This is a genomic window from Faecalibacterium langellae (assembly GCF_002549775.1).
GTDB lineage: Bacteria > Bacillota > Clostridia > Oscillospirales > Ruminococcaceae > Faecalibacterium > Faecalibacterium langellae.
The window spans coordinates 80,899-101,283 of record NZ_NMTR01000006.1 but is presented as its reverse complement, the minus strand read 5'-3'; the positions used below and the strand labels follow the sequence as shown (position 1 = coordinate 101,283).

The 20,385-nt window shown below is 55.5% G+C and carries 21 protein-coding genes; 16 read left to right on the top strand and 5 right to left on the bottom strand.

Translation table 11 applies throughout. The annotated features are described in order from the left end of the window. Positions 1–193, top strand: a 193-nt coding sequence (locus tag CGS49_RS14285) for a hypothetical protein (RefSeq protein WP_207653396.1), incomplete at its 5' end; no start/stop codon positions are given. Positions 194–299: 106 nt separating this feature from the next. Here the strand turns inward: CGS49_RS14285 and CGS49_RS03150 are convergent. Both CGS49_RS03150 and CGS49_RS03145 read right to left on the bottom strand, forming a co-directional pair. Then, positions 300–1,568 carry a GHKL domain-containing protein gene (locus tag CGS49_RS03150; protein WP_097800474.1) on the bottom strand — a complete coding sequence of 423 codons (1,269 nt, stop codon included), beginning with the start codon at positions 1,566–1,568 and terminating at the stop codon, positions 300–302. Further along, positions 1,565–2,263 carry a LytR/AlgR family response regulator transcription factor gene (locus tag CGS49_RS03145; protein WP_097800473.1) on the bottom strand — a complete coding sequence of 233 codons (699 nt, stop codon included), beginning with the start codon at positions 2,261–2,263 and terminating at the stop codon, positions 1,565–1,567. The genes CGS49_RS03150 and CGS49_RS03145 overlap by 4 nt, the downstream gene beginning before the upstream one ends. A 179-nt stretch (positions 2,264–2,442) precedes the next feature. Here CGS49_RS03145 and CGS49_RS03140 point away from each other — a divergent pair, with 179 nt between their 5' ends. The 5 genes from CGS49_RS03140 to CGS49_RS03120 all read left to right on the top strand — a co-directional run bounded on the left by CGS49_RS03140 (position 2,443) and on the right by CGS49_RS03120 (position 6,669). Beyond that, positions 2,443–3,030 carry an accessory gene regulator B family protein gene (locus CGS49_RS03140; protein WP_097800472.1) on the top strand — a complete coding sequence of 196 codons (588 nt, stop codon included), beginning with the start codon at positions 2,443–2,445 and terminating at the stop codon, positions 3,028–3,030. Positions 3,031–3,042: 12 nt separating this feature from the next. Next, positions 3,043–3,213, top strand: coding sequence for a hypothetical protein (locus CGS49_RS14120; RefSeq protein ID WP_179859011.1), 171 nt, complete (start codon positions 3,043–3,045; stop codon positions 3,211–3,213). 131 nt (positions 3,214–3,344) lie between these two features. After that, positions 3,345–3,626: a hypothetical protein gene (locus tag CGS49_RS03130; RefSeq protein WP_005943373.1), complete on the top strand. Its 282-nt coding sequence runs from the start codon at positions 3,345–3,347 to the stop codon at positions 3,624–3,626. A 232-nt stretch (positions 3,627–3,858) separates the two neighbouring features. After that, complete coding sequence (locus CGS49_RS14400) at positions 3,859–4,596, top strand: DUF3658 domain-containing protein (protein ID WP_223387800.1); 738 nt, start codon at positions 3,859–3,861, stop codon at positions 4,594–4,596. A 198-nt stretch (positions 4,597–4,794) separates the two neighbouring features. Continuing rightward, positions 4,795–6,669: a recombinase family protein gene (locus CGS49_RS03120; RefSeq protein WP_242975343.1), complete on the top strand. Its 1,875-nt coding sequence runs from the start codon at positions 4,795–4,797 to the stop codon at positions 6,667–6,669. On the opposite strand, the gene CGS49_RS03115 is transcribed toward CGS49_RS03120, so the two are convergent. After that, complete coding sequence (locus CGS49_RS03115; protein ID WP_097800471.1) at positions 6,611–7,315, bottom strand: Bax inhibitor-1/YccA family protein; 705 nt, start codon at positions 7,313–7,315, stop codon at positions 6,611–6,613. The two genes, CGS49_RS03120 and CGS49_RS03115, sit on opposite strands and share 59 nt — an antisense overlap. 110 nt (positions 7,316–7,425) lie before the next feature. On the opposite strand from CGS49_RS03115, the gene hemW reads away from it, so the two are divergent. Beyond that, positions 7,426–8,508 (top strand): radical SAM family heme chaperone HemW, encoded by a 1,083-nt coding sequence (hemW, locus tag CGS49_RS03110; RefSeq protein ID WP_097800470.1) that lies wholly within the window; start codon positions 7,426–7,428, stop codon positions 8,506–8,508. Between the two features lie 52 nt (positions 8,509–8,560). Here hemW and CGS49_RS03105 read toward each other — a convergent pair whose 3' ends face one another. Together CGS49_RS03105 and CGS49_RS03100 are read right to left on the bottom strand one after the other, a co-directional pair. Then, positions 8,561–9,136 (bottom strand): ATP-binding cassette domain-containing protein, encoded by a 576-nt coding sequence (locus CGS49_RS03105; protein ID WP_097800469.1) that lies wholly within the window; start codon positions 9,134–9,136, stop codon positions 8,561–8,563. After that, a complete protein-coding gene (locus CGS49_RS03100) occupies positions 9,130–9,903 on the bottom strand; it encodes an ABC transporter permease (protein WP_097800468.1) in 774 nt (257 codons plus the stop codon). The genes CGS49_RS03105 and CGS49_RS03100 overlap by 7 nt, the downstream gene beginning before the upstream one ends. Before the next feature lie 672 nt (positions 9,904–10,575). On the opposite strand from CGS49_RS03100, the gene brnQ reads away from it, so the two are divergent. From brnQ to CGS49_RS03050, 9 genes are all read left to right on the top strand, one after another. Then, the gene (gene brnQ / locus CGS49_RS03090; protein ID WP_097800466.1) at positions 10,576–11,847 is read left to right on the top strand and encodes a branched-chain amino acid transport system II carrier protein; all 1,272 of its coding nucleotides are present in this window, start codon (positions 10,576–10,578) and stop codon (positions 11,845–11,847) included. 10 nt (positions 11,848–11,857) lie between these two features. After that, positions 11,858–12,268, top strand: coding sequence for a peptide deformylase (locus CGS49_RS03085; protein WP_097800465.1), 411 nt, complete (start codon positions 11,858–11,860; stop codon positions 12,266–12,268). Between the two features lie 382 nt (positions 12,269–12,650). After that, the gene (locus tag CGS49_RS03080; protein WP_097800464.1) at positions 12,651–13,532 is read left to right on the top strand and encodes a DUF6017 domain-containing protein; all 882 of its coding nucleotides are present in this window, start codon (positions 12,651–12,653) and stop codon (positions 13,530–13,532) included. A gap of 5 nt (positions 13,533–13,537) precedes the next feature. Beyond that, positions 13,538–14,023, top strand: coding sequence for a PcfB family protein (locus CGS49_RS03075; protein WP_097800463.1), 486 nt, complete (start codon positions 13,538–13,540; stop codon positions 14,021–14,023). After that, positions 14,020–15,885 (top strand): VirD4-like conjugal transfer protein, CD1115 family, encoded by a 1,866-nt coding sequence (locus CGS49_RS03070; protein WP_097800462.1) that lies wholly within the window; start codon positions 14,020–14,022, stop codon positions 15,883–15,885. Before CGS49_RS03075 ends, CGS49_RS03070 begins: the two co-directional genes overlap by 4 nt. Positions 15,886–15,888: 3 nt before the next feature. Next, positions 15,889–16,104: a Maff2 family mobile element protein gene (locus CGS49_RS03065; RefSeq protein WP_097800461.1), complete on the top strand. Its 216-nt coding sequence runs from the start codon at positions 15,889–15,891 to the stop codon at positions 16,102–16,104. Between the two features lie 73 nt (positions 16,105–16,177). Beyond that, a complete protein-coding gene (locus CGS49_RS03060; RefSeq protein ID WP_242975341.1) occupies positions 16,178–17,041 on the top strand; it encodes a VirB6/TrbL-like conjugal transfer protein, CD1112 family in 864 nt (287 codons plus the stop codon). 12 nt (positions 17,042–17,053) lie between these two features. Then, entirely contained in the window at positions 17,054–17,608 is a 555-nt protein-coding gene (locus CGS49_RS03055; protein WP_097800459.1) for an MT-A70 family methyltransferase, read from the top strand. Positions 17,609–17,612: 4 nt separating this feature from the next. Then, the gene (locus tag CGS49_RS03050; protein WP_097800458.1) at positions 17,613–20,369 is read left to right on the top strand and encodes a VirB4-like conjugal transfer ATPase, CD1110 family; all 2,757 of its coding nucleotides are present in this window, start codon (positions 17,613–17,615) and stop codon (positions 20,367–20,369) included. The last annotated feature ends 16 nt before the right edge of the window (positions 20,370–20,385 follow it).

Genomic DNA, 20,385 nt, shown 5'->3' with positions numbered 1-20,385 from the left:
TCGGCTCATGAGATTTTCAAGGTGCGTTTCCCGTAAAAGAAAAATACCGCCCATGCAGCATAGCGATGGATTTTGTCGGGTGAAACAGCGGCAAAATGAATCGGGTGTGTTGCGGGGCGGTAAATCTTCGCAGGAAATAAAACCGCACAGAATCGTTTCTTTACAGAAATCGCTGTGGATTTGTTGGGAATGATAACATAAGTATTGATGTGTGTCAACACTTCAGGATAATGAATACATCAGATGAATGAAACACACAAAGTACAAGCAAAAGCAAAGCAATGTTTTAGGAGAATGTTTTAATTTTCGCAGTTCAGGCGGACTTGGACGGTAAACACACCGTCCTTCTTCTTTGTGTAGAAGTCGCCATGGTTCTCTTGAACGATACGATTTATATTTTTTAGTCCGTAACCGTGATACTCTCCGATGCGGATTCCGCGAGAAGTATCACTGTATGGGTTTTCCAGCCGATAGAAGAGGCTTCGATACTGCTTGCGCAGCTGTAGATGAATGATTCGCTGTTCTGCTGGCAGGTCGCAGCAGGCTTCAATGGCATTGTCAAATGTGTTTCCGATGATGATGCTCAAAGACAACGATGAGATCGTCAGAACTTCAGGAATCGTCACATCCAGTTTGACTTTGATGTTATTCCTTTCCGCAATTCGTAAGTAATAATTCAAAAGAGCATCAACAACAGGATTTCCGACAGCAGAAATATTTGTGGAACGCTCGAAAACATTCGTGGCGGCCTGTGCGATCTTGTGAAGTTCTTCGGTATCACCGTGTTCTGCAACTGCCTGCATCGCCAGAATGTATTTCTTCACATCATGCTGTAGAGAACGGACTTCTTCCTGACGTTCTTTGAGCTGCTGGTAGTATTCCATTTGAAGGTTGTACTGCTGCTCATTGAACTTGACTTTGAATTTTTCTAGCTCATTTTCCCGGAGAGCTTCCACATAGAACATGATCAGGATGTTTATAAGGAGAAGTACAGCCATAAGGCCGACCATATAATCAGGGAAATAATCATCCGCAGCATGATACTGTGCCACATAACAGACCGCGATACTTGCGATTTGAATCGCAATGATCGGCAGCAGCCATAGGATGCGCAGAGCATTTCCCTTTCGGCTGAAAAAATGTGAAATCAGAACTACGAGTGGAATTTGAATCAGGTTTGAAAAAACAATATAGACCAACCGTGCTGCCCCAGCCTGCATCAGAATGTCGGTATCCGGGATACGCAGCCCAATCAGAAGCATTGCAAGCACTTCCACCAAAGCAATCAGTGTGAAGAAAGCTCCGCTTGCAAAAACCGCCTGCCACGGTCGAACCTCATAGAACAGCAATGCAAGGAAAAATCCGCCAACTAAAAGATAGATCGTGCGCTGCGTCACCCAATCCGGGAATAAACTCAAAGCACACTGCCCAGCAATCAAGAGTGCAACATAGGCATAGAACCACCTTGAGACGGGCTCCTTTTTGGGAAACAGCCGACCGATAAAAAGCAGCAACAGGGCAATGTTGGCAAAGCTCCCTGCAAACTCAACGAAATAATAAAGCATCATCTTCCCAAATAAGCGTTGAAGATCTGATTGAACTCCTGACGCTTCCTCCTGCTGATCGGCAGCTGATGTCCGCTGGAAAGAAAAACAGCGGTTCCCGTAGCGTAAACAATGTGTTCCATGTTGACGAGATAACTTTTGTGTGGTGACACAAAGCACCGTTTGGGAAGCTGCTCCAAGGCTTCAGGAATGCTCATTCGCAATGTAAGGTCTTGCTCCTTGCAGTGAATCAGAACTTTATGTCCGTGGCTTTCCAGAAAGTAAATGTCCGATGTTTCCAAGGACATGGTAACACCATCGTATTCGATCGTGAAATGTTTGGAGTTCAGTTCCTGAAGGACGGCATCCATTGCCGCAGCGAACAGTGTCTGATCCAAAGGTTTGACAAGGTAGCGGAATGCAACGCCATATCCCTGCACAGCGTACTCATGCCGCTTCGTGACAAATACCACCAAAGGATGCTTCTCCATTTGGATCAAAGACTGCGCCAACTGAAAACCGTTGGATGGCATCTCGATATCGAGCAGCAGCAAATCGAAGGATTTTTTCTGCATTTGCAATTCGCTCAGAAGTTCATTCCCATCCATGTAAGTCTCAATGTCAAAGCAGCCTTGCACATCGTACTGCTGGACGCTTTGAACAATGCCATCAAGGTCTGACTTCTCATCATCGCAGACTGCAACGTGGTACTTCAGCATTTCGACAACCTCCACAAAATAATGTCCTGCTACTATTATAGACTGTGCAAAGGCTCCTTACAAGTAGCCTGACCTACCACTTTTGTCACCAGAACGACCAGTTTTGCCAAACCTCTTGATTTTGCTGAAATTTATGATACAGTGAAGCAAAAATCAGAAGATAAGGTGGCGCAACTGCAATGTGGGAACGCACGCTGTCTCAAAAATCAGTCCGTCTTTTCTGCGAGCAAAAAGTGATAGATGAAGCAAAGGCGGATGCGTATGTCTATGGGTACGAGTTGCTCATATCATCTGTTGTGAGCATTCTGCTTGTTATTCTCATCGCTGCTGTGTGTGGTGATGTGCGGTACGCACTTTCATTTTTGATCGGGTTTATCCCACAGCGAATCTACATTGGTGGATATCACGCAACGTCGCACACCAGATGCTATCTGGCGTTTACCGGACTGGCACTTATCTGCATTTTGCTAAGTAATGCAATCGCAGCAAATCACCTTTTTCGTATCCTGACAACAGCAGCTCTTTTGGTCATCTCCATCTTTCTCTCTCCTATCGAAGCAAAGAATAAGTCTTTAGGTGAAAAGAAGAAGTCAAGTTACAAGACAATCGCATCTATTCTTTCATCAATAGATTTCCTGCTTGCCATTTTTAATGTGCTTCCGTATACACGTCATGTAGTTTGCTACTATCTCTCCAAATGGGTATTGATTGTATTCTCAACAATTCCTTTGGTTCAACAAAAATTTAATGCCAACTTTTGTAGATAGGGAGGTGATAACATGAAAAAAAACAAATGGGTACTGCTTCTTATCGCTTTTGTTGCATTTTTGGTATTGATTTATTTTATTGGTGCTTGCCTTAATGCAACGGCAGAGGCATTGACAATTATTTCTCTCTGCATCGGCATACTGGTCATTTATTTAGTCGTAAAAGCAATCAAATCAAAATAAGGAAAGGAAAATATGATCATGAGTAATAGCTACTATACCCATTGCTATCATGATATTTTGTATTCGTATGATTCCGGTGGACACCTTATGGATACTACAAAATCGTACCATCAAGCTGTGGGAGGCTAAGAATGAAAAAAGGCAAAAGCAACTTTTTTCTTATTGCTCCTTTTGCCCTTTGGGGCTGCATTTCAGTATGGACTAGTAATCTTGTCCGATTGACAGATAAAAGCGCAGTACCTTATGCTTGGGCTTCTTTGTTTTTCTCATATGGAATCGTAGCAGTGCATTATATCCAAGTGGCAGTATCCTCCAAAGGCTGTAACAATGCCGAAAACGAAAAAATTGCATGGGTTCAGCTTGGGCTTTCAACTTTGTTCTTGATAGTAGCTGTTGTTCTAGCTATTCAATGAAGGAAAGCAAAGTAATCACCCAAAGCAGTGTAAGGTCACAATATTTTCTATTCCAGCACTAGTTCCAGAACAAAGTATATATAATACAACCTATACATATGACTTCTATGATGTTGGAACTTATCTTGATTGCAGCGTTGGGTGTTATTTTGGAGTGGTTGGCTCAAGCAAACCAATCTATTGGAGTGCAACTACACAAGTTACCATCCCGAAATTATGATTCTGACCAGCTATGGATGAAATTGTTTTTGAACCCAGTGATGTCAATATGTTAGCAGCTTTAGGCATCGTCGAAAGTGTAAAGTTGTTTCCGTTTATGTTATCAATGGGAGAACTTCAATATGCTTGCGATTCAGAATATCGTTGCAAACAATTCGTGAATTGCCTTTCAGAATATTATCCTGACAGCCAAATTGAAGCTAGACAACTGTGGTCGAAATATCATGGTACAGCGAATGCGGTTCAATGTGATATGATAAATCATAAGCCACTGCGTGTTTGGGTCAGGAGTTCTGCCGATTGTTGGTGCGGCATTTATTATATTTGTTACTATGCAGCAAAGTATGGTACAAATAGAATTTTGCTTGCATCCAGAGAAGGTCTGAAAGAATTTATGGAAGGGAAAACCGATAAGATCTCACAAAAGTATTTGACGGAAGAAACTATTACTGAGTATGCCAAAAGATGGGGAAAGCTATTAAACGAAAACACCTCCATGCGTATTTGGCATGCGAACGATGTTAAAAGCGTTAACATAGATTATTTCGACCAGAGAATTATTAGTTTAGTATCGAGAATTCCTATTTCGGTTGGTGAACTTACCGCAGACGTATTAAAAGCGATTTCTGCTCCGGTAAGTGACTGGTATGTCATGAAACGCATAGAAGCACTTTTGAAAAAGGGTGTTCTTCAAGTCGTTATTCCAAACAAAATCTTTTATAATACCATCGTCCAGCTAAACGAAGAATAAAGGAATCCGAGCAAGTCGGCCCAACAGTCACCTCATTTCAACGAGAGGGGTGGCTGTTGGGTCAATTGTTCAAAAAGAAAAACTGAAGATAATAAAAAGTCTTGATTTCTCCATCAAAACATGGTATATACATTATACGAAACAGTGCTTTGAAAGAACGCTCCACCGTTCAATGACGTGTAAAGAGAGGTGCTTGCCATGACCGCTGTGATCTACGCCCGCTATTCCAGTGATAACCAGCGCGAAGAATCCATCGAAGGCCAGATTCGTGAATGCACGGCCTATGCCGAAAAGAATGACATCACTATCGTCAAGCACTACATTGACCGCGCCATCTCTGCCAAGACGGATAATCGCCCTCAATTCCAACAGATGATAAAGGACAGCGACAAGAAGCTGTTTGATATTGTTCTGGTCTGGAAACTTGACCGCTTTGCCCGGAATCGCTACGACAGTGCCCGGTATAAGACCCAGCTGAAGAAGAACGGTGTCAAGCTCATGTCGGCTACGGAGATCATCTCCGAGGGGCCAGAGGGTATCATTCTGGAATCGGTTCTGGAGGGCTATGCAGAATACTACTCTGCCGACCTTGCCGAAAAGGTTGTCCGTGGACAGACAGAGAACATCCTGAAAGGCCGCTGCAACGGTGGTCGTGGAACGTTTGGATATACGCTGGATTCCGAGCGGAAATTTCACATCGACCCGCTTGCCTCCCCTTTCGTGCTGGAATCGTTCACGAAGTATCGGGATGGCCTCACGATGAAAGAGATTCGGGACTGGCTGAATGAAAACGGCATCAAGAACCCGGTCGGAGGCGAATTTACTTACAACAGCGTGGAGCACATGCTCAAAAACCGGCGTTATATCGGAGAACTGAAATTCCGGGATGTGGTCGTGCCGGATGCGATTCCGCCCATCGTGCCGCTGGAACTGTTCGATGATGTGCAGGAAAAGATTGCCAAAAACAAGAAAGCCCCTGCCCGAAGAAAGGCAGAGGACGATTACCTGCTGACAACCAAGCTGCACTGTGGTTGCTGCGGTGCGCTGATGTTTGGCGAAAGCGGCACAAGCCGGACGGGAGAAGTCCACCGCTACTATAAATGTGCCACGGCCAAAAAGAAGAAGGGCTGCAAGAAGAAAACTGTCCGCAAACAGTGGCTGGAAGATCTGGTGGTGAACCAGACCATGCAGCTTGTCCGGGACGATGCCGCCATGGAATCCATTATCGCCAAGGTCATGGAGCTGCAAGACCGAGAGAACACCAACCTTCCTCTCTATGAGAAACAGCTCCGGGATGCAGAATCGGGTATCCAGAATATGCTCAACGCAATTCAAGCCGGAATCCTCACCAGTTCCACCAAGGAACGGTTGGAACAGCTCGAAGAAACCAAGCGTGAGCTTGAAGCCCGCATTGCGGAAGAAAAGCTGGCAAAGCCAAAAATCAAAGAGGAATTTATCCGTTTCTGGCTGATGCGCTTCCGTAAACTGGACATGAGCCTGAAAGACCAGAGGCAAGCGTTGGTGGATACGTTCATCAATTCGATTTATCTGTACGATGATAAGGTTTTGATAACCTTTAACTATAAAGAAGGTACACAGACCATCACGTTTGAGGAAGCGGCCCAAGCCGCATCAAAGGAAAATGGTTCGGATTTGGATTGCTTTACTGCACCAAGAGAGACAGCTTTTTGTAAGCTGTCTTTTTTGTTTTATATGCATAGTTTTCGTCAGCTGCAACAGCGGATAAGAGGACTTGAACAGGGCGGCCCTGCGTTAGCAGGGGAAGCAATCAGCCCAGTGGGCTGTTGCTTAGCCCGCGGTTCCCAACCCGTAGGAAGAACGGCTAACAAGAGGACTACTGTTACGGCAGCTTCAGCAGAGGCTGCTTTTTTGTTTTATCTGTTGCTTCCGGCCGGGCGCAAAACACCGCCTGCTCCCCTGCCGGGCGGGCTGCGCAGCAAAAAAGGCACCCTCCCTTCGCGGGGAGAGCGCCTTTTGCATCGCGGGGAAAAGATCAGCTGCGGCGGCGGTTGTTCATGCCCAGCAGACGCACCACATACAGGAAGATGTTGATGAAGTCCAGGTACAGGGTCAGTGCGCCGTAGATGGAAGCCTTCTCGGCCAGCTCGCTGTCGTAGGCGTAGTAGGCGTACATCTGGCTCAGCTTCTGGGTGTCGTAGGCGGTGAGCAGCATGAACACCACCAGGCCGATGCCGCTGTACAGCACCGTGGCACCGAAGCCCATGCCGAACAGCATCCCGACGAAGCCAGTGGCCAGCAGGGCGATGAGGCCCAGCATCAGCTTCGGGCCCCAGCCGGAGAGGTCTTTGTGGGTGGTGGTGCCGTAGACGGCCATCAGCCCGAAGTAGAGCGCCGTGGCCAGGAAGGCCAGCACCAGGGTGCTCACGTCAAACAGCAGGAAGTAGTAGCTCAGCACCATGCCGTTGAGCACTGCGTAGCCGAAGAAGGTGGCCCGTGCGCCGCCCACCGACATGTTCTGCACCCGGCTGCTGAGCATGAACACCAGCGCCAGCTCGGCGATGGTGAACAGCAGGTAAAGCGAATCCACCACATAGATCAGCGGGGTGGTGGCCGTGACGAACGCGGCCGCAAAGGTGATGAGCAGGCCGCACGCCATCCAGCGGTAGGTGCGGGTCATATAGTCAGCCGAAGTCATGGTGGGCTCGGTGTAGCCGCGATTGTAGTTGTTGTAATCCATCGTGGAATTCCTCCAGTCTATTCTGCCGGGGCACTTGCTCTTGCTCCGGTCTACAGAATATAGTATACTGCATAGAAATGAACGTTTCATGAAAAAGGCTGTGATTTTGTATGTCCCTGGGGCTTTACCTGCACATCCCCTATTGTTTCTCCAAATGCCGCTACTGCGATTTCTACTCCCGCCCCGGCGAGCGCGGCGTGCCGGACGCCTATGTGGACGCCCTGCTGCGGGAGCTTTCCCGCTTTGCGCCAGGCGCGCCCCTGCGGCCGGATACGGTCTATTTCGGCGGCGGCACGCCCAGCCTGCTCACCCCGGCGCAAGCAAAGCGGCTCCTCGACGCTGCCGCGCCGCTGCCCGGGGCCGAGATCACCCTGGAAGCGAACCCCGAGACCGTCACCACCGAGAGCCTTGCGGGCTTCCGGGCGGCGGGGGTGGACCGCATCTCCTTCGGGGTGCAGTCCGCCCGGGACACCCAGCTGCGCACCCTGGGCCGCCCCCACACGGCCAAACAGGCCCGGGCCGCCTTTGCCATGGCGCGGCAGGCGGGGTTTGAGAACATCAGCGGCGACATCATGCTGGCGCTGCCCCACTACACCCAGGCCGAGTTCGACGAGACCCTGGAGCTGATCGAGGGCGGCGGGGCCACCCACATTTCCGCTTACCTTTTAAAGATCGAGCCGGACTCCGCCTTCGGCAAACGCCCGCCGGAAGGCCTGCCCACCGGCGACGAAGCCGCCGACTTCTACCTCTACGCGGTGGAGCAGCTGGAGCACCACGGCTACCGCCAGTATGAGATCTCCAACTTCGCAAAGCCGGGCTTCGAGGGCCGCCACAACCTCATCTACTGGGACTGCGGCGACTACCTGGGCCTTGGCCCGGCGGCCCACTCCTGCATGGGCGGCAAACGGTTCTATTACCCGCCGGACACCGCCGCCTTCCTGCGCGACGAAGCCGCCCCGGTGATGGACGGCAGCTGTGGGGCCGAGGACTACCTCATTTTGCAGCTGCGGCTGCGCAAAGGCCTCTCACTGGACGCCTACAAGCGGCTCTACGGCAAAGAGTTTTCCACCGCCCAGCTGGCCTTTGTGCAAAACTGCGTGAAGGCAGGCTATGCCGAATTCGACGGCCGCACCCTCGCCCTCACTCCGGCCGGACTCATCGTGCAGAACAGCATCCTGGCACAGCTGCTGTGAAACTGGCTGTAAAAAGGAAAGAGCAATGGACGCATGTCCATTGCTCTTTCCTTTACTGTTTCTCCAGCTCGATCACCGGCCAGCCCAAGGCGGCGATGGCGGCACGGTCGTGGGTGGCAAGCAGGGTGGGCCTGCCCGCGCAGCGCTCCTGCAAAAGGGCGGCAGCCGCCGCCAGCGTCTGCGGGTCCATACCGGTGAAGGGCTCGTCCAAAAGCAGGGTGTCGCCCTCGGCCCACAGCGCCCGCAGCAGGGCCGTGCGGCGCTTCTGCCCGCCGGAAAGCTTTGCCACAGGCAGGGCCAGGGCGGCGGCATCCATGCCAAGGCGCGCGAAATCTGCCGTGACCGCCGGGGCATACCGCTCCCCCGCCCCGGGCAGCACCAGCAGCACGTTCTGCAGCGCGGTGAGCTGCGGGCACAGGCGGTCTTCCTGGAACACGGCGCTCACCCGGCCCGCGCCCTGCACCGCGCCTGCGGTGGGCGCTTCCAGCCCCATGAGGATGCGCAGCAGGGTGGTCTTGCCCCAGCCGCTGGGGGCCCACAGCACCGCCGGGCCGTCCACGGTCAAGCTCAGGCTCCGGAACAGCACCTTCTCGCCGAAGCGTTTTTCCAGCCCGTCGATCTTCAGCATGATGGCACCTCCCCCGTCACAGCCTTTGCGGCCCGGTCCAGCAGGGCCAGGAACAGCTTTTCGAACCCCGTGCTCAGCAGGATGATGACAAAGGTCCAGGCGAACAGCTCCCCGGTGGAAAGGGTGATCTTGGCCCGGTAGAGCGCGTCGCCGATGGAGCCGTTGGGCAGGCCGATCACCTCGGCCGCGATGCCGCTTTTCCAGCAGATGCCCAACGCCACGCTGCACCCCTGCCGGAAGGCCGGGAGCACCGCAGGCAGCCAGATGGCCCGCAGGCGGCGGCCAAGCGGCAGCCGGAACACCCGCGCCATCTCCCGCAGCTGCACGTCCGCGCCGCGGATGCCGGTGCGCACCGCGCCGCAGAGCACCGGCAGCACCATGAGAAAGCTGATGAGCACCGAAAGCGACGACCCCCGCACCCACACCAGCGCCAGAATGATGAAGCTTGCCACCGGCGTGGCCTTCACCAGCTGCATCACCGGGGCCAGCAGGGTGTCGGCCAGGGGGGAAAGCTCGGCGGCAGCGGCCAGCAGGGTGCCCGCCGCCGCGCCCAGCCCGAAGCCCAGCAGGATGCGCCCGGAGCTGAAGCCCACCCGCCGCCAGAACGCCGCCTGCGGCAGCAGCTCCAGCAGGGTGCGCAGCGCCTGCACCGGCGACACCAGGAACACCTCCTGCCCAATGGCCATGGCGGCGCACTGCCACACCGCCAGCCAGAACACCACCGCACCCGCGCGGCGGAAAAGCTGTTTCGAACCCGTTCCCGTCATAGAACCCCTCTTGACATCCCTGCAAAAAAACACTATACTACAAACAGAAAAGGTGCTGCCCGCAATGGTCAGCTCCCCTCAGCTAGATAGTCAATAAGAATGACCGCTCAGCGTTTGGAAGACTGTGGGCGGTCATTTCTTATTGTTATGGATCTCCTGAAAGATTGCCCATGAGATTTTGAATGTAAGGCCGACCGTCCCGCCGATGACGAGAAGCAGCTGCATAACATCGTTCCACACCATGAAGCATCCCCCCTTTCGCGTTTGCGAACGGGGGCAGCGGCACTCCAATGCCAGTGGCAGAAGAAATGCCGTTGGGGCCAGGGCCCGTGTTCCTTAACAATAATTCACATCCCCCGACGCTTGCCGGAGGGAGCATGACCACCTGTGATGCAGGCAGCACCTATCCACCACCCCAACCGGGGTGGCTTTTTTATTGTAACATAGTTTTGCGCTGCCCGCAACGATTTTGCACCTATTCCTATTATAAATAAGTATAACACCCCGCGCCGCAAAAGCCAATGACCGCTGCATCACCGCCCATCAGCAGGCGTCATGCCCGTCATTACATTTCTTCATGTTTTCTTTCCTTGACATGAAAGCCGTAAAACGATACACTGGAAAGTATCCACCGCAGTGCCGCGCGCTGCGGAGCAGAAACGAGGGGTGCACATGCAGCAGAAACTTTCCGGCAGGAACCTGTTATTGGTCGGGTTCACGTTGTTTTCCATGTTCTTCGGGGCGGGCAATCTGATCTTCCCGCCGCACCTGGGCGCGCAGGCCGGGGCGAACCTGTGGCCCGCCTTCGCGGGGCTTGCGGTCAGCGCCATCGGCCTGCCCATCGCGGGCGTCGTGGCCGTGGCAAGGGCCGGGGGCCTGGACAAACTGGCCAGCCGGGTGCACCCGCTCTTTGCGCCGGTGTTCACCGTGCTGGTGTATCTCTCCATCGGGCCCTGCCTTGCCATCCCGCGCACGGCCAGCACCTCGTTCCAGATGCTGGTGCCGCTGGTGGGCGGCGGGGCCGGGCTGCAGCTGATCTACTCGGTGTTGTTCTTCACGGCAGCCTTCTGCGTGGCCCTACACCCGGACAAACTCACCGACCTGCTGGGCCGCATCCTCTGCCCCTGCCTGATCGGGCTGATCGTGGTGCTGTTCGCCGGGTGCCTTGCCCACCCGCTGACGGCCCACTATGCCGCGCCCAGCGCGGAATATGTTTCCCTGCCCGCCGCCCAGGGCATCCTGTACGGCTACCAGACCATGGACACCCTGGCCGGGCTGAACTTCGGGGCGGTGATCGCGCTGAACATCCGGGCCCGGGGCATCACCGAAGGCCCGGCCGTGGAGCGGGGCACCATCCGCGCCGGGTTCATCGCGGGCGGGCTGCTGCTGGCCGTCTACGTCATGCTGGGCCACGCCGGTGCCCAGACCGGGGCCGTGCACCCGGGCCTTGCCACCGGTGCCGAGGTGCTCACCGCCCTGGCGCAGGACCTGTTCGGCCGGGCGGGGCTGGTGCTTGTCGCGGCCATCTTCGTCATTGCCTGCTTCAACACCTGCGTGGGGCTCATCGCCTGCGTGGGGCAGTACTTCCACCAGCTGCTGCCCCGCATCCCCTACCCGGCCATCGCGGCCTTTTTCGCGGCGGCCAGCATGCTCATCTCGAACCTGGGGCTGGCGGGCATCATCCGGCTGTCCACCCCGGTGCTGAACGCCATCTACCCCGCAGCCATCGTGCTGATCACCCTTTCCTTCGTGCCGGGGCTGGAGCGCCGCCGGGCGGTCTACCCGCTGTGCGTGGGCTGCACCGCCGTGCAGAGCATCGCCGCCGCCCTGCCCCTGGGCCCGCTGTCGACCCTTGCAAACGCCCTGCCCCTGGCCGGGCTGGGCTTCGGCTGGGTACTGCCCGCAGCGGCGGGATTTATCATTGGCATTTTGTTGAAAAAGTGAGGTATCTTTTATGATTCGACCCATCAACCGCGACCCGCTGTTTCTGGCACAGAAGTCCGCGCCTGCCACGCCGGAGGACGCGCCCATTGCCCGCGACCTGCTGGAGACCCTCACCGCCCATGCGGACGGGTGCGTGGGCATGGCGGCGAACATGATCGGCGAGGCAAAGTGCATCATCGCGGTGGAATCCGAGGACGGATATCTGGTGCTGTTCAACCCGGTCATCCTGAAAAGATCCGGGCCCTATGAAGCCGAGGAGGGCTGCCTCTCGCTGGAAGGCGTGCGCAAAGCGAAGCGCTGGCAGAGCATCAAGGTGCAGTACCAGACGGCGGAGGGCAAGCCGCGCATCAAGACCTTCACCGGCTGGACGGCGCAGATCATCCAGCACGAGATGGACCATTGCGAGGGAATATTGATTTAAACAAAAAGGGAACGGCTTTCCCCGCCTCCTAATAAGAAAACATGAAAAAGTCAGTAAAATCAATGTTTTCAAAGGCAGGGAACACGGTACGAAGTCAAAAAATCTCATACTGACAGGCACGAAGGGCGCTGATGTGAAAATCAGCGCCCTTTTCCTGTCCCCACGCCATAGGCAGCCGCCCTATGGCGTTTTTTCATATCCGTGCCTATACCCACCCGAAAAATGTATCAATTAGGGTGCGAAAACCTCTGTTTTTTCCTCTCAGAGCGCCGCTTGAAGGGCGGCGTGGGTGTTTTCCCATGGGAAGCGTCCGGGAGGCAGGACAGGGGCTTTTTGCGCCAAAATCAACACTTTTCAAAACCAGAGAAAGGAGGCGCCGGATATGGCAGTTTTCCGCATCGAAAAGACCAAAGATTACACGGTCATGTCCAACTACCACCTGCGGGACAGGTCGCTGTCCCTGAAAGCGAAGGGCCTGCTGTCCCTCATGCTGTCGCTGCCGGAGGACTGGGACTACACCATGAAGGGGCTTGCCCGCATCTGCAAGGACGGCATCGACAGCATCAGCGGCGGGATCCGGGAGTTGGAAGCACATGGCTATCTCGTTCGGGCGCGCGTCCGCAACGAGAACGGGCAGCTTGGCTCCATCGAGTACACCATCCTGGAGCAGCCGAAGGAGCCGGCACAGATGCCCGCGCCTATCCGGGAAAAACCTATACGGGAAAATCCAATACAGGTGAAGCCAATGTTGGATGCCCCTATTCAGGAGAACCCCGCCCAATTAAATACTAAAGAACAAAATAAAGAATTATCAATTACGCAAGGATCAAGTCCTATCCCATCAAGTCCCCCTACCCCCAGAGAAAAAAGCAGGATCGGACAGGACAGGATGCGGGAGCGCGAGAGCTATCGGGAGATCATTTTGGAGAATATCGACTACGATATCCTCACCCAGGATGAAAAGCTGGATAGGGACCGTCTGGACGAGCTGGTGGAGCTCATGGTGGATACCGTCTGCTCCAACCGGGAGATGATCCGTATCGCCGGGGACGACTACCCCGCCGAGGTGGTGAAGTCCCGGTTCTTGAAGATCGACAGCTCCCACATCGAGTATGTGCTGGAACGGATGCGGGAGAACACCACCTATGTCCGCAATATCAAGAAATATCTGCTGGCGGCGCTGTATAACGCGCCGGTCACGATGGACAGCTACTACACATCCCTTGTCAGCCATGACCTGTACGGCAGCGGAGATCGGAGGTGAGCGCCTTGCAGGAAGAAATCACGCAGAAAACCCTTGCGCTTTGTGTGCAGACCGGTAAAATGACCGCCCAGCTTTTGCAGCAGGCCATGAAGAAGGTGCTGGCGGATATGGAAAAGCACAAGACGAATCCCCAGCTCCATCACGGAAAGCAGACCATCCGGCAGCTTATGAAGCATGGGGCCGGCGTGTCCAATATCGAGATCACAGACCAGAATATCAAGGCGTTCTCCGCTACGGCAAAAAAGTACGGCATTGACTTTGCTCTGAAAAAAGATACCACCGGGGAGATCCCCCGGTACCTGGTGTTCTTTAAGGGCAGGGACGCCGACGCGGTGACGGCGGCCTTCCGCGAGTTCTCCGCAAAGAATCTGGCGAAGGAGAAAAAGCCATCCATCCGCAGGCGGCTGACCAAGGCCAAGGAGCAGGCGAAGCGGCAGGAGCTGGAGCGGGGCGAGAAGGTCAAAAACAGGGACCGGGGGCTGGAACGATGACGGGAAAGCTGAAAAAGGTCCTGCTGCCGAACCTTCCGTATCTGCTGTTCGTCTGGCTCTTTGACAAGCTCTGTCAGGCGGTGCGGCTGGCGCCGGGGCTTGACGCTTCGGAAAAGCTGCTTCGTATCGCCCAGGGTTTCACCGAGGCCTTTGCCTCCCTCTGGCTCAGCCTGCATCCTCTGGATCTACTGCTGGGCGTGGCCGGGGCGGCGCTTGTCCGGCTGGCGGTGTATCTGAAAGCAAAAAACGCGAAGAAATATCGCCGTGGTGTTGAGTACGGCAGCGCGAGATGGGGCCGGCCGGAGGATATCGCGCCCTACATAGACCCCGTTCCCGATTGGAACATCCCTTTGACCCGGACGGAAAGCCTCACCATGACCAGCCGCCCGAAGAATCCGAAAACAGCGCGGAATAAAAATATCCTGGTCATCGGCGGCTCCGGCAGCGGTAAAACAAGGTTCTTTGTCAAGCCGTCCCTGCTCCAAATGCACAGCTCCTATGTGGTCACCGATCCCAAAGGGCAGCTCCTTCGGGAGACGGGAAAGCTCCTGGCGCACGGCGGGCCGAAGCGGGACGAGAACGGAAAGCCGGTGCGGGATAAGCACGGCAAGGTCGTCTATGAGCCATACCGCATCAAGGTCCTGAACACCATCAACTTTTCCAAGAGCATGAAATATAACCCGCTGGCCTATGTGCGCTCGGAGAAGGATATCCTCAAGCTGGTCAATGTCATCATCGCCAACACGAAGGGCGACGGTGAAAAATCCTCCGAGGATTTTTGGATCAAGGCCGAGCGCCTTTTATACTGCGCCCTGATCGGCTATATCTGGTATGAGGCGGAGCCGGAGGAAAAAAACTTCATCACCCTGCTGGAGCTTATCAACGCCTGCGAGGCCAGAGAGGACGACGAGACCTATAAAAGCCCCGTGGATATCCTCTTTGACGAGCTGGCGCAGGCACAGCCGGAGCACTTCGCCGTCAAGCAATATGTCAAGTTCAAAATGGCGGCCGGCAAAACTCTCAAAAGTATTTTGGTGAGCTGCGGCGCCCGCCTGTCTCCCTTCGATATCAAGGAGCTGCGGGACATTATGACGGAGGACGAATTGGAGCTTGACACGATGGGCGACCGGAAAACGGCGCTGTTCCTCATTATGAGCGATACCGATACCACCTTCAATTTCGTCATCGCCATGCTGCAAAGCCAGCTTTTCAACCTGCTCTGCGACAAGGCGGACGATCTCTATAACGGGCGGCTGCCTGTCCATGTGCGGTGCCTTTTGGACGAGTTTGCCAATATCGGCCAGATACCAAACTTTGATAAGCTGATCGCCACCATCCGAAGCCGTGAGATATCGGCTTCTATTATTTTGCAGAGCCAGTCGCAATTAAAGACCATCTACAAGGACGCCGCGGATACCATTGTCGGCAACTGCGACGTCACCTTGTTTTTGGGAGGCAAGGAGAAGTCAACGCTGAAAGAGATTTCGGAGCTGCTGGGCAAGGAGACCATCGACAGCCTGAGCCAGTCCGAAAATCGCGGGGCGCAGACCTCTCATGGCCTCAGTTATCAGAAATTGGGAAAGGAGTTGATGACCCAGGACGAGATTGCGGTCATGGACGGCGGCAAGTGTATTTTGCAGCTTCGGGGCGTGCGCCCGTTTTTCAGCGACAAGTACGACCTGACAAAGCACCCCCGCTACAAATACCTGTCCGACGCCGACAAGAAGAACGTCTTTGATGTAGAACGGTACATGAAGCGCAGACCGGCCATCGTGAAGCCGGACGAGCCTTTCGATATGTACGAATTGAGCGCAAAAGAACTGGAACCCGACAACAATTCTACAAAACGAAAGGAAACATGATTTATGGATTTCTTCAACAGTGCCATCGACGTATTGCAGACCCTGGTCATCGCCCTGGGCGGCGGCCTTTGCGTGTGGGGCGGCATCAACCTTCTGGAAGGCTACGGCCAGGACAACCCCGCGGCCAAAAGCCAGGGCGTCAAGCAGCTTGTCGCGGGCGGCGGCGTCGCCCTGATCGGCGTGACCCTGATCCCTCTGCTGTCCGGCCTGCTTGGCTGAGCGGCGGCAGGACCATCCCACCCGGAGGCTCCCGTTTCACGGCGGGAGCCCCCGAAAGGAGGTGTGACCACCCGTGATAATTGAAATGATCCAGGAGTGGTTCAAGGAGCTGCTGATCGACGGCATCATCTCCAACCTCTCCGGGACCTTTGACACCGTGAATACGAAGGTGGGCGAGATCGCCGGCGAGGTGGGCATGACGCCGGCCGGCTGGAACGGCGGCATCTTCAACATGATCCGCGGCCTCTCTGAAACGGTCATCGTCCCCATCGCCGGCATCATCCTCACCTTCGTCATGTGCTATGAGCTGATCCAGCTCATCGTGGAAAAGAATAATCTCCACGATTTTGACACCTGGCTTTTCTGGAAGTGGATCTTCAAGACCTTCTGCGCGGTGCTCATCGTCACTAACACTTGGAACATCGTCATGGCGGTATTCGATATGGCGCAGAGCGTGGTCAATCAGAGCGCCGGCGTCATCATCTCTGACGCGGGGATCGACATTTCCGGCGTGGTCGGCAATTTGGAAACGACCCTGGCGGACTGGAGCATCGGTTCTTTGCTGGGCCTGTGGTTTCAGAGCATTTTTGTGGGCCTCTGCTCCCATATCCTCACCATCGCCATCTTCCTTGTGATCTACGGAAGAATGATCGAGGTGTATTTGACCGTATCCGTGGGGCCGATCCCCTTTGCCACGATGGCCAACCGTGAGTGGGGCCAGACGGGGCAGAACTATTTGAAGTCCCTGCTGGCCCTGGGCTTTCAGGCGTTTCTTATCATGGTCTGCGTCGGCATCTACGCGGTGCTGGTGCAGAATATCGCCGTGGGGGACGATATCACCGTAGCCATCTGGGAGTGTCTGGGCTATACGGTGCTGCTGTGCTACACGCTGTTCCGCACCGGCAGCCTCGCAAAGAGCCTGTTCGGGGCGCATTGACGGGAGGCGGCCATGAAAAAATACAAGGTCATCTACGCGGATCCGCCCTGGGCCTATAAGGTCTGGAGCAAGAAGGGCGCGGGGCGCAGCGCCGAGAGCCATTACCCCACCATGGACATAGCGGCCATCAAGGCCCTGCCGGTGGGGGAGCTGGCGGACAAGGACTGCGCCCTGTTCCTCTGGATCACCTTCCCCATGCTGCGGGAGGCCTGGGGCGTCATGGACGCCTGGGGCTTCACCTTCAAGACCGTGGCCTTCGTCTGGATCAAGCAGAACCGGAAGTCGGACGGCCTGTTCACCGGCATGGGCTACTGGACGCGGGCCAACGCGGAGATCTGCCTGCTGGCGACCCGCGGACGCCCGAAGCGGGCGGCGCGGGATGTGAAGCAGGTCATCCTCTCCCATGTGGAGCGGCACAGCCAGAAGCCGGAGGAGGCGCGGCGGCGGATCGAAGCCCTCATGGGGGACGTGCCCCGTATTGAGCTGTTCGCAAGAGCCTCACCGCCCGGCTGGGATGTGTGGGGAAATGAAGTTGCAAGCGATATCCGGCTTGCGGAAAGGATGTGAACCATTGGCATACGTAACGGTCCCGAAGGACCTGACAAAAATCAAGAGCAAGATGCTGTTCGGCCTGACGAAGCGGCAGCTTGTGTGTTTCGGATCGGCGGCGCTTGTTGGAGTGCCGCTTTTCTTTTTGAGCAAGGGCAGCATGGGAACGACGCCGGCGGCGCTGTGCATGATCCTTGTGATGCTGCCTTTTTTCCTGTTCGCCCTGTATGAGAAGAACGGGCAGACCCCGGAGGCGCTGCTGGGCAATCTGATCCAGTGCAAATTCACCCGTCCGAAAAAGCGTGTCTATCAGACAAACAACGCCTATTCCGCTTTGGAAAAGCAGGCGGAGCTGGAGCGGACGGTGGGGCGGATCGCCTCCGGCGCGGGGAAAAGAGGCAAGGGCCGGCGCAGGCTCACCCGGCAGGAGCGAAAGCAGATCGAGGCCGTCATCCGGCAGGCCAAGGGGGATGGCAAGAATCACACCGTACAGGCAAGCCTCCCCTTCCGCAATATGCACCCGGACGGTCTGTGCCGTCTGGATGACCGGCATTTTTCCAAAACCATCGCCTACGCCGACGTCAGCTACCGTCTGGCGGGACCGGACGATCAGCGGGATATCTTTGAACGCCTCTGCGACTTCTATAACGGCTATGACCCCTCCATCGGCGTGCAAATGACCCTGAGCAGCAGCCACAAGGCCGGCGGCGGGGACCTGTTCCGCATGGCGGCCCAGGGGGACGATTTGGATGGGATCCGCGCCGAGGCCTCCGGCATCCTGCAAACGCAGTATGAGCGCGGCAGCAACGGCTATGTGAAAAGCAAGTATGTCACGCTGACCATCGAGGCGGAGAGCGTCCAGGCGGCGCGGGCAAGGTTTTCCCGCATCGAGGCGGACACCCTGAACCGCTTCAAGGTCATGGGCGCGGCGGCAAAGGTGCTGGACGGCAAGGAGCGGCTGGCGCTGCTGCACGGCCTTCTCCATCCCAGAGGGGAGCCCTTCGCCTTTGAATGGGACTGGCTGGCACCCTCCGGCCTGTCCGTGAAGGATTTTATCGCGCCTTCTTCCTTCGAGTTTGGGGAGACGCGGCGCTTCCGCATGGGCGAAATGTACGGCGCGGTGTCCTTCTTGCAGATTTTGGCCCCGGAGATCCAGGACCGTATCCTCACGGATTTCATGGATGTGGAGGGAAACCTTCTCGTCACCATGCACGTCCGCGGCATCAATCAGAACGAGGCCATCAAGATGGTCAAGCGCAAGATCACCGATCTGGACGCCATGAAGATCCAGGAGCAGAAGAAGGCCGCCCGCAGCGGCTACGATCTGGATATCCTCCCCTCTGACCTCTCCACCTACGGCGGCGCGGCGAAAAATCTTTTGCAGGATTTACAGAGCCGCAACGAACGAATGTTCAATATGACCTTCCTCATGCTGCATCTGGCGCCCACGAAGCAAAAGCTGGAGATCGCCGTTTCCCAGTCGGCCAGCGTCGCCCAGACCCACAACTGCATCCTGACCCGGCTGGACTTCCAGCAGGAGGACGGGCTTATGTCCTCGCTGCCGCTGGGCCTTAACCGTATCAGGATCGAACGCAGCCTCACCACCTCGGCGCTGGCGGTGTTCGTGCCCTTTGTGACCCAGGAGCTTTTCATGGGCGGGGACGCCATGTATTACGGGCTCAACGCCCTGTCCGGCAACATGATCCTCTTAGACCGCAAGCAGTCCCGATGCCCCAATGGCCTTGTGTTCGGCACGCCGGGCAGCGGCAAATCCATGAGCTGCAAGCGGGAGATCACCTATGTCATGCTGACCACAAAGGATAATGTCATCATCTGCGACCCGGAGGATGAATACTCCCCTCTGGTGAACCGGCTGGGCGGCCAGGTGATCTGTCTCTCGCCCAACAGCCGCGACTATGTGAATCCCCTGGATATTAACCTCAATTACAGCGAGGAAGAAAACCCGCTGGCGCTGAAAAGCGATTTCGTGCTGTCCTTCTGTGAGCTTATCATGGGCAGCAAGACAGGGCTGGAGGCCATCGAGAAAACCGTCATCGACCGTGCCGTGCAGAAGATCTATCAGCCGTACTTCGCAGACCCCCGGCCGGAGAATATGCCGATCCTCTCCGACCTCATGGCAGCCCTCACCGCCCAGCATATCCCGGAGGCGGACCGTGTGGCCCAGGCGCTTGACCTGTATGTGAACGGCTCTCTCAACTTCTTCAACCACCGTACCACCGTGGATATCCGAAACCGCCTTGTCTGCTTCGATATCAAGGGCCTCGGCAAGAATCTGAAAAAGCCGGGGATGCTCATTGTCCAGGACGCGGTGTGGAACACCGTCACGGTGAACCGCTCCATTGGACGGGCCACCTGGTATTTTGTGGACGAATTTCATCTGCTCTTGAAGGAGGAGCAGACGGCGGCATACAGCGCCGAGATCTGGAAGCGTTTCAGAAAGTGGGGCGGCGTCCCGACCGGGGCGACACAGAACCCCAAAGACCTGCTTTCCTCGCCGGAGATCGAAAACATTCTGGAAAACAGTGATTTTATCTATCTGCTGAACCTCTCCGCGGGCGACCGCAAGCTGATGACGGAGCGGCTGAATATCTCCGCCGAGCAGCTTGCCTATGTGACCAACGCGGACCCCGGCAGCGGCCTTCTGTTCTTCCAAAATGTGATCCTGCCCTTCAAGGACGAGTTCCCCAAGACCACCGAGCTATACAGACTTCTCACGACAAAGCCCAGCGAGGTTTCCCATGGCGGGGAAACCGGATAAGGAAAGGATGGGACAA

Bases quoted from the DNA above. Each gene is read 5' to 3' on its own strand.
- CGS49_RS03130 (WP_005943373.1), top strand. From the start codon at position 3,345: ATGAAAAAAGGCAAAAGCAACTTTTTTCTTATTGCTCCTTTTGCCCTT.
- CGS49_RS03105 (WP_097800469.1), bottom strand. From the start codon at position 9,136: ATGCTGAAGATCGACGGGCTGGAAAAACGCTTCGGCGAGAAGGTGCTG.
- CGS49_RS03065 (WP_097800461.1), top strand. From the start codon at position 15,889: ATGGATTTCTTCAACAGTGCCATCGACGTATTGCAGACCCTGGTCATC.
- CGS49_RS03070 (WP_097800462.1), top strand. From the start codon at position 14,020: ATGACGGGAAAGCTGAAAAAGGTCCTGCTGCCGAACCTTCCGTATCTG.
- CGS49_RS03140 (WP_097800472.1), top strand. From the start codon at position 2,443: ATGTGGGAACGCACGCTGTCTCAAAAATCAGTCCGTCTTTTCTGCGAG.
- hemW (WP_097800470.1), top strand. From the start codon at position 7,426: ATGTCCCTGGGGCTTTACCTGCACATCCCCTATTGTTTCTCCAAATGC.
- CGS49_RS03085 (WP_097800465.1), top strand. From the start codon at position 11,858: ATGATTCGACCCATCAACCGCGACCCGCTGTTTCTGGCACAGAAGTCC.
- CGS49_RS03120 (WP_242975343.1), top strand. From the start codon at position 4,795: ATGACCGCTGTGATCTACGCCCGCTATTCCAGTGATAACCAGCGCGAA.
- CGS49_RS03150 (WP_097800474.1), bottom strand. From the start codon at position 1,568: ATGATGCTTTATTATTTCGTTGAGTTTGCAGGGAGCTTTGCCAACATT.
- CGS49_RS03055 (WP_097800459.1), top strand. From the start codon at position 17,054: ATGAAAAAATACAAGGTCATCTACGCGGATCCGCCCTGGGCCTATAAG.
- brnQ (WP_097800466.1), top strand. From the start codon at position 10,576: ATGCAGCAGAAACTTTCCGGCAGGAACCTGTTATTGGTCGGGTTCACG.
- CGS49_RS03115 (WP_097800471.1), bottom strand. From the start codon at position 7,315: ATGGATTACAACAACTACAATCGCGGCTACACCGAGCCCACCATGACT.
- CGS49_RS14120 (WP_179859011.1), top strand. From the start codon at position 3,043: ATGAAAAAAAACAAATGGGTACTGCTTCTTATCGCTTTTGTTGCATTT.
- CGS49_RS03145 (WP_097800473.1), bottom strand. From the start codon at position 2,263: ATGCTGAAGTACCACGTTGCAGTCTGCGATGATGAGAAGTCAGACCTT.
- CGS49_RS03080 (WP_097800464.1), top strand. From the start codon at position 12,651: ATGGCAGTTTTCCGCATCGAAAAGACCAAAGATTACACGGTCATGTCC.
- CGS49_RS03100 (WP_097800468.1), bottom strand. From the start codon at position 9,903: ATGACGGGAACGGGTTCGAAACAGCTTTTCCGCCGCGCGGGTGCGGTG.
- CGS49_RS14400 (WP_223387800.1), top strand. From the start codon at position 3,859: ATGGATGAAATTGTTTTTGAACCCAGTGATGTCAATATGTTAGCAGCT.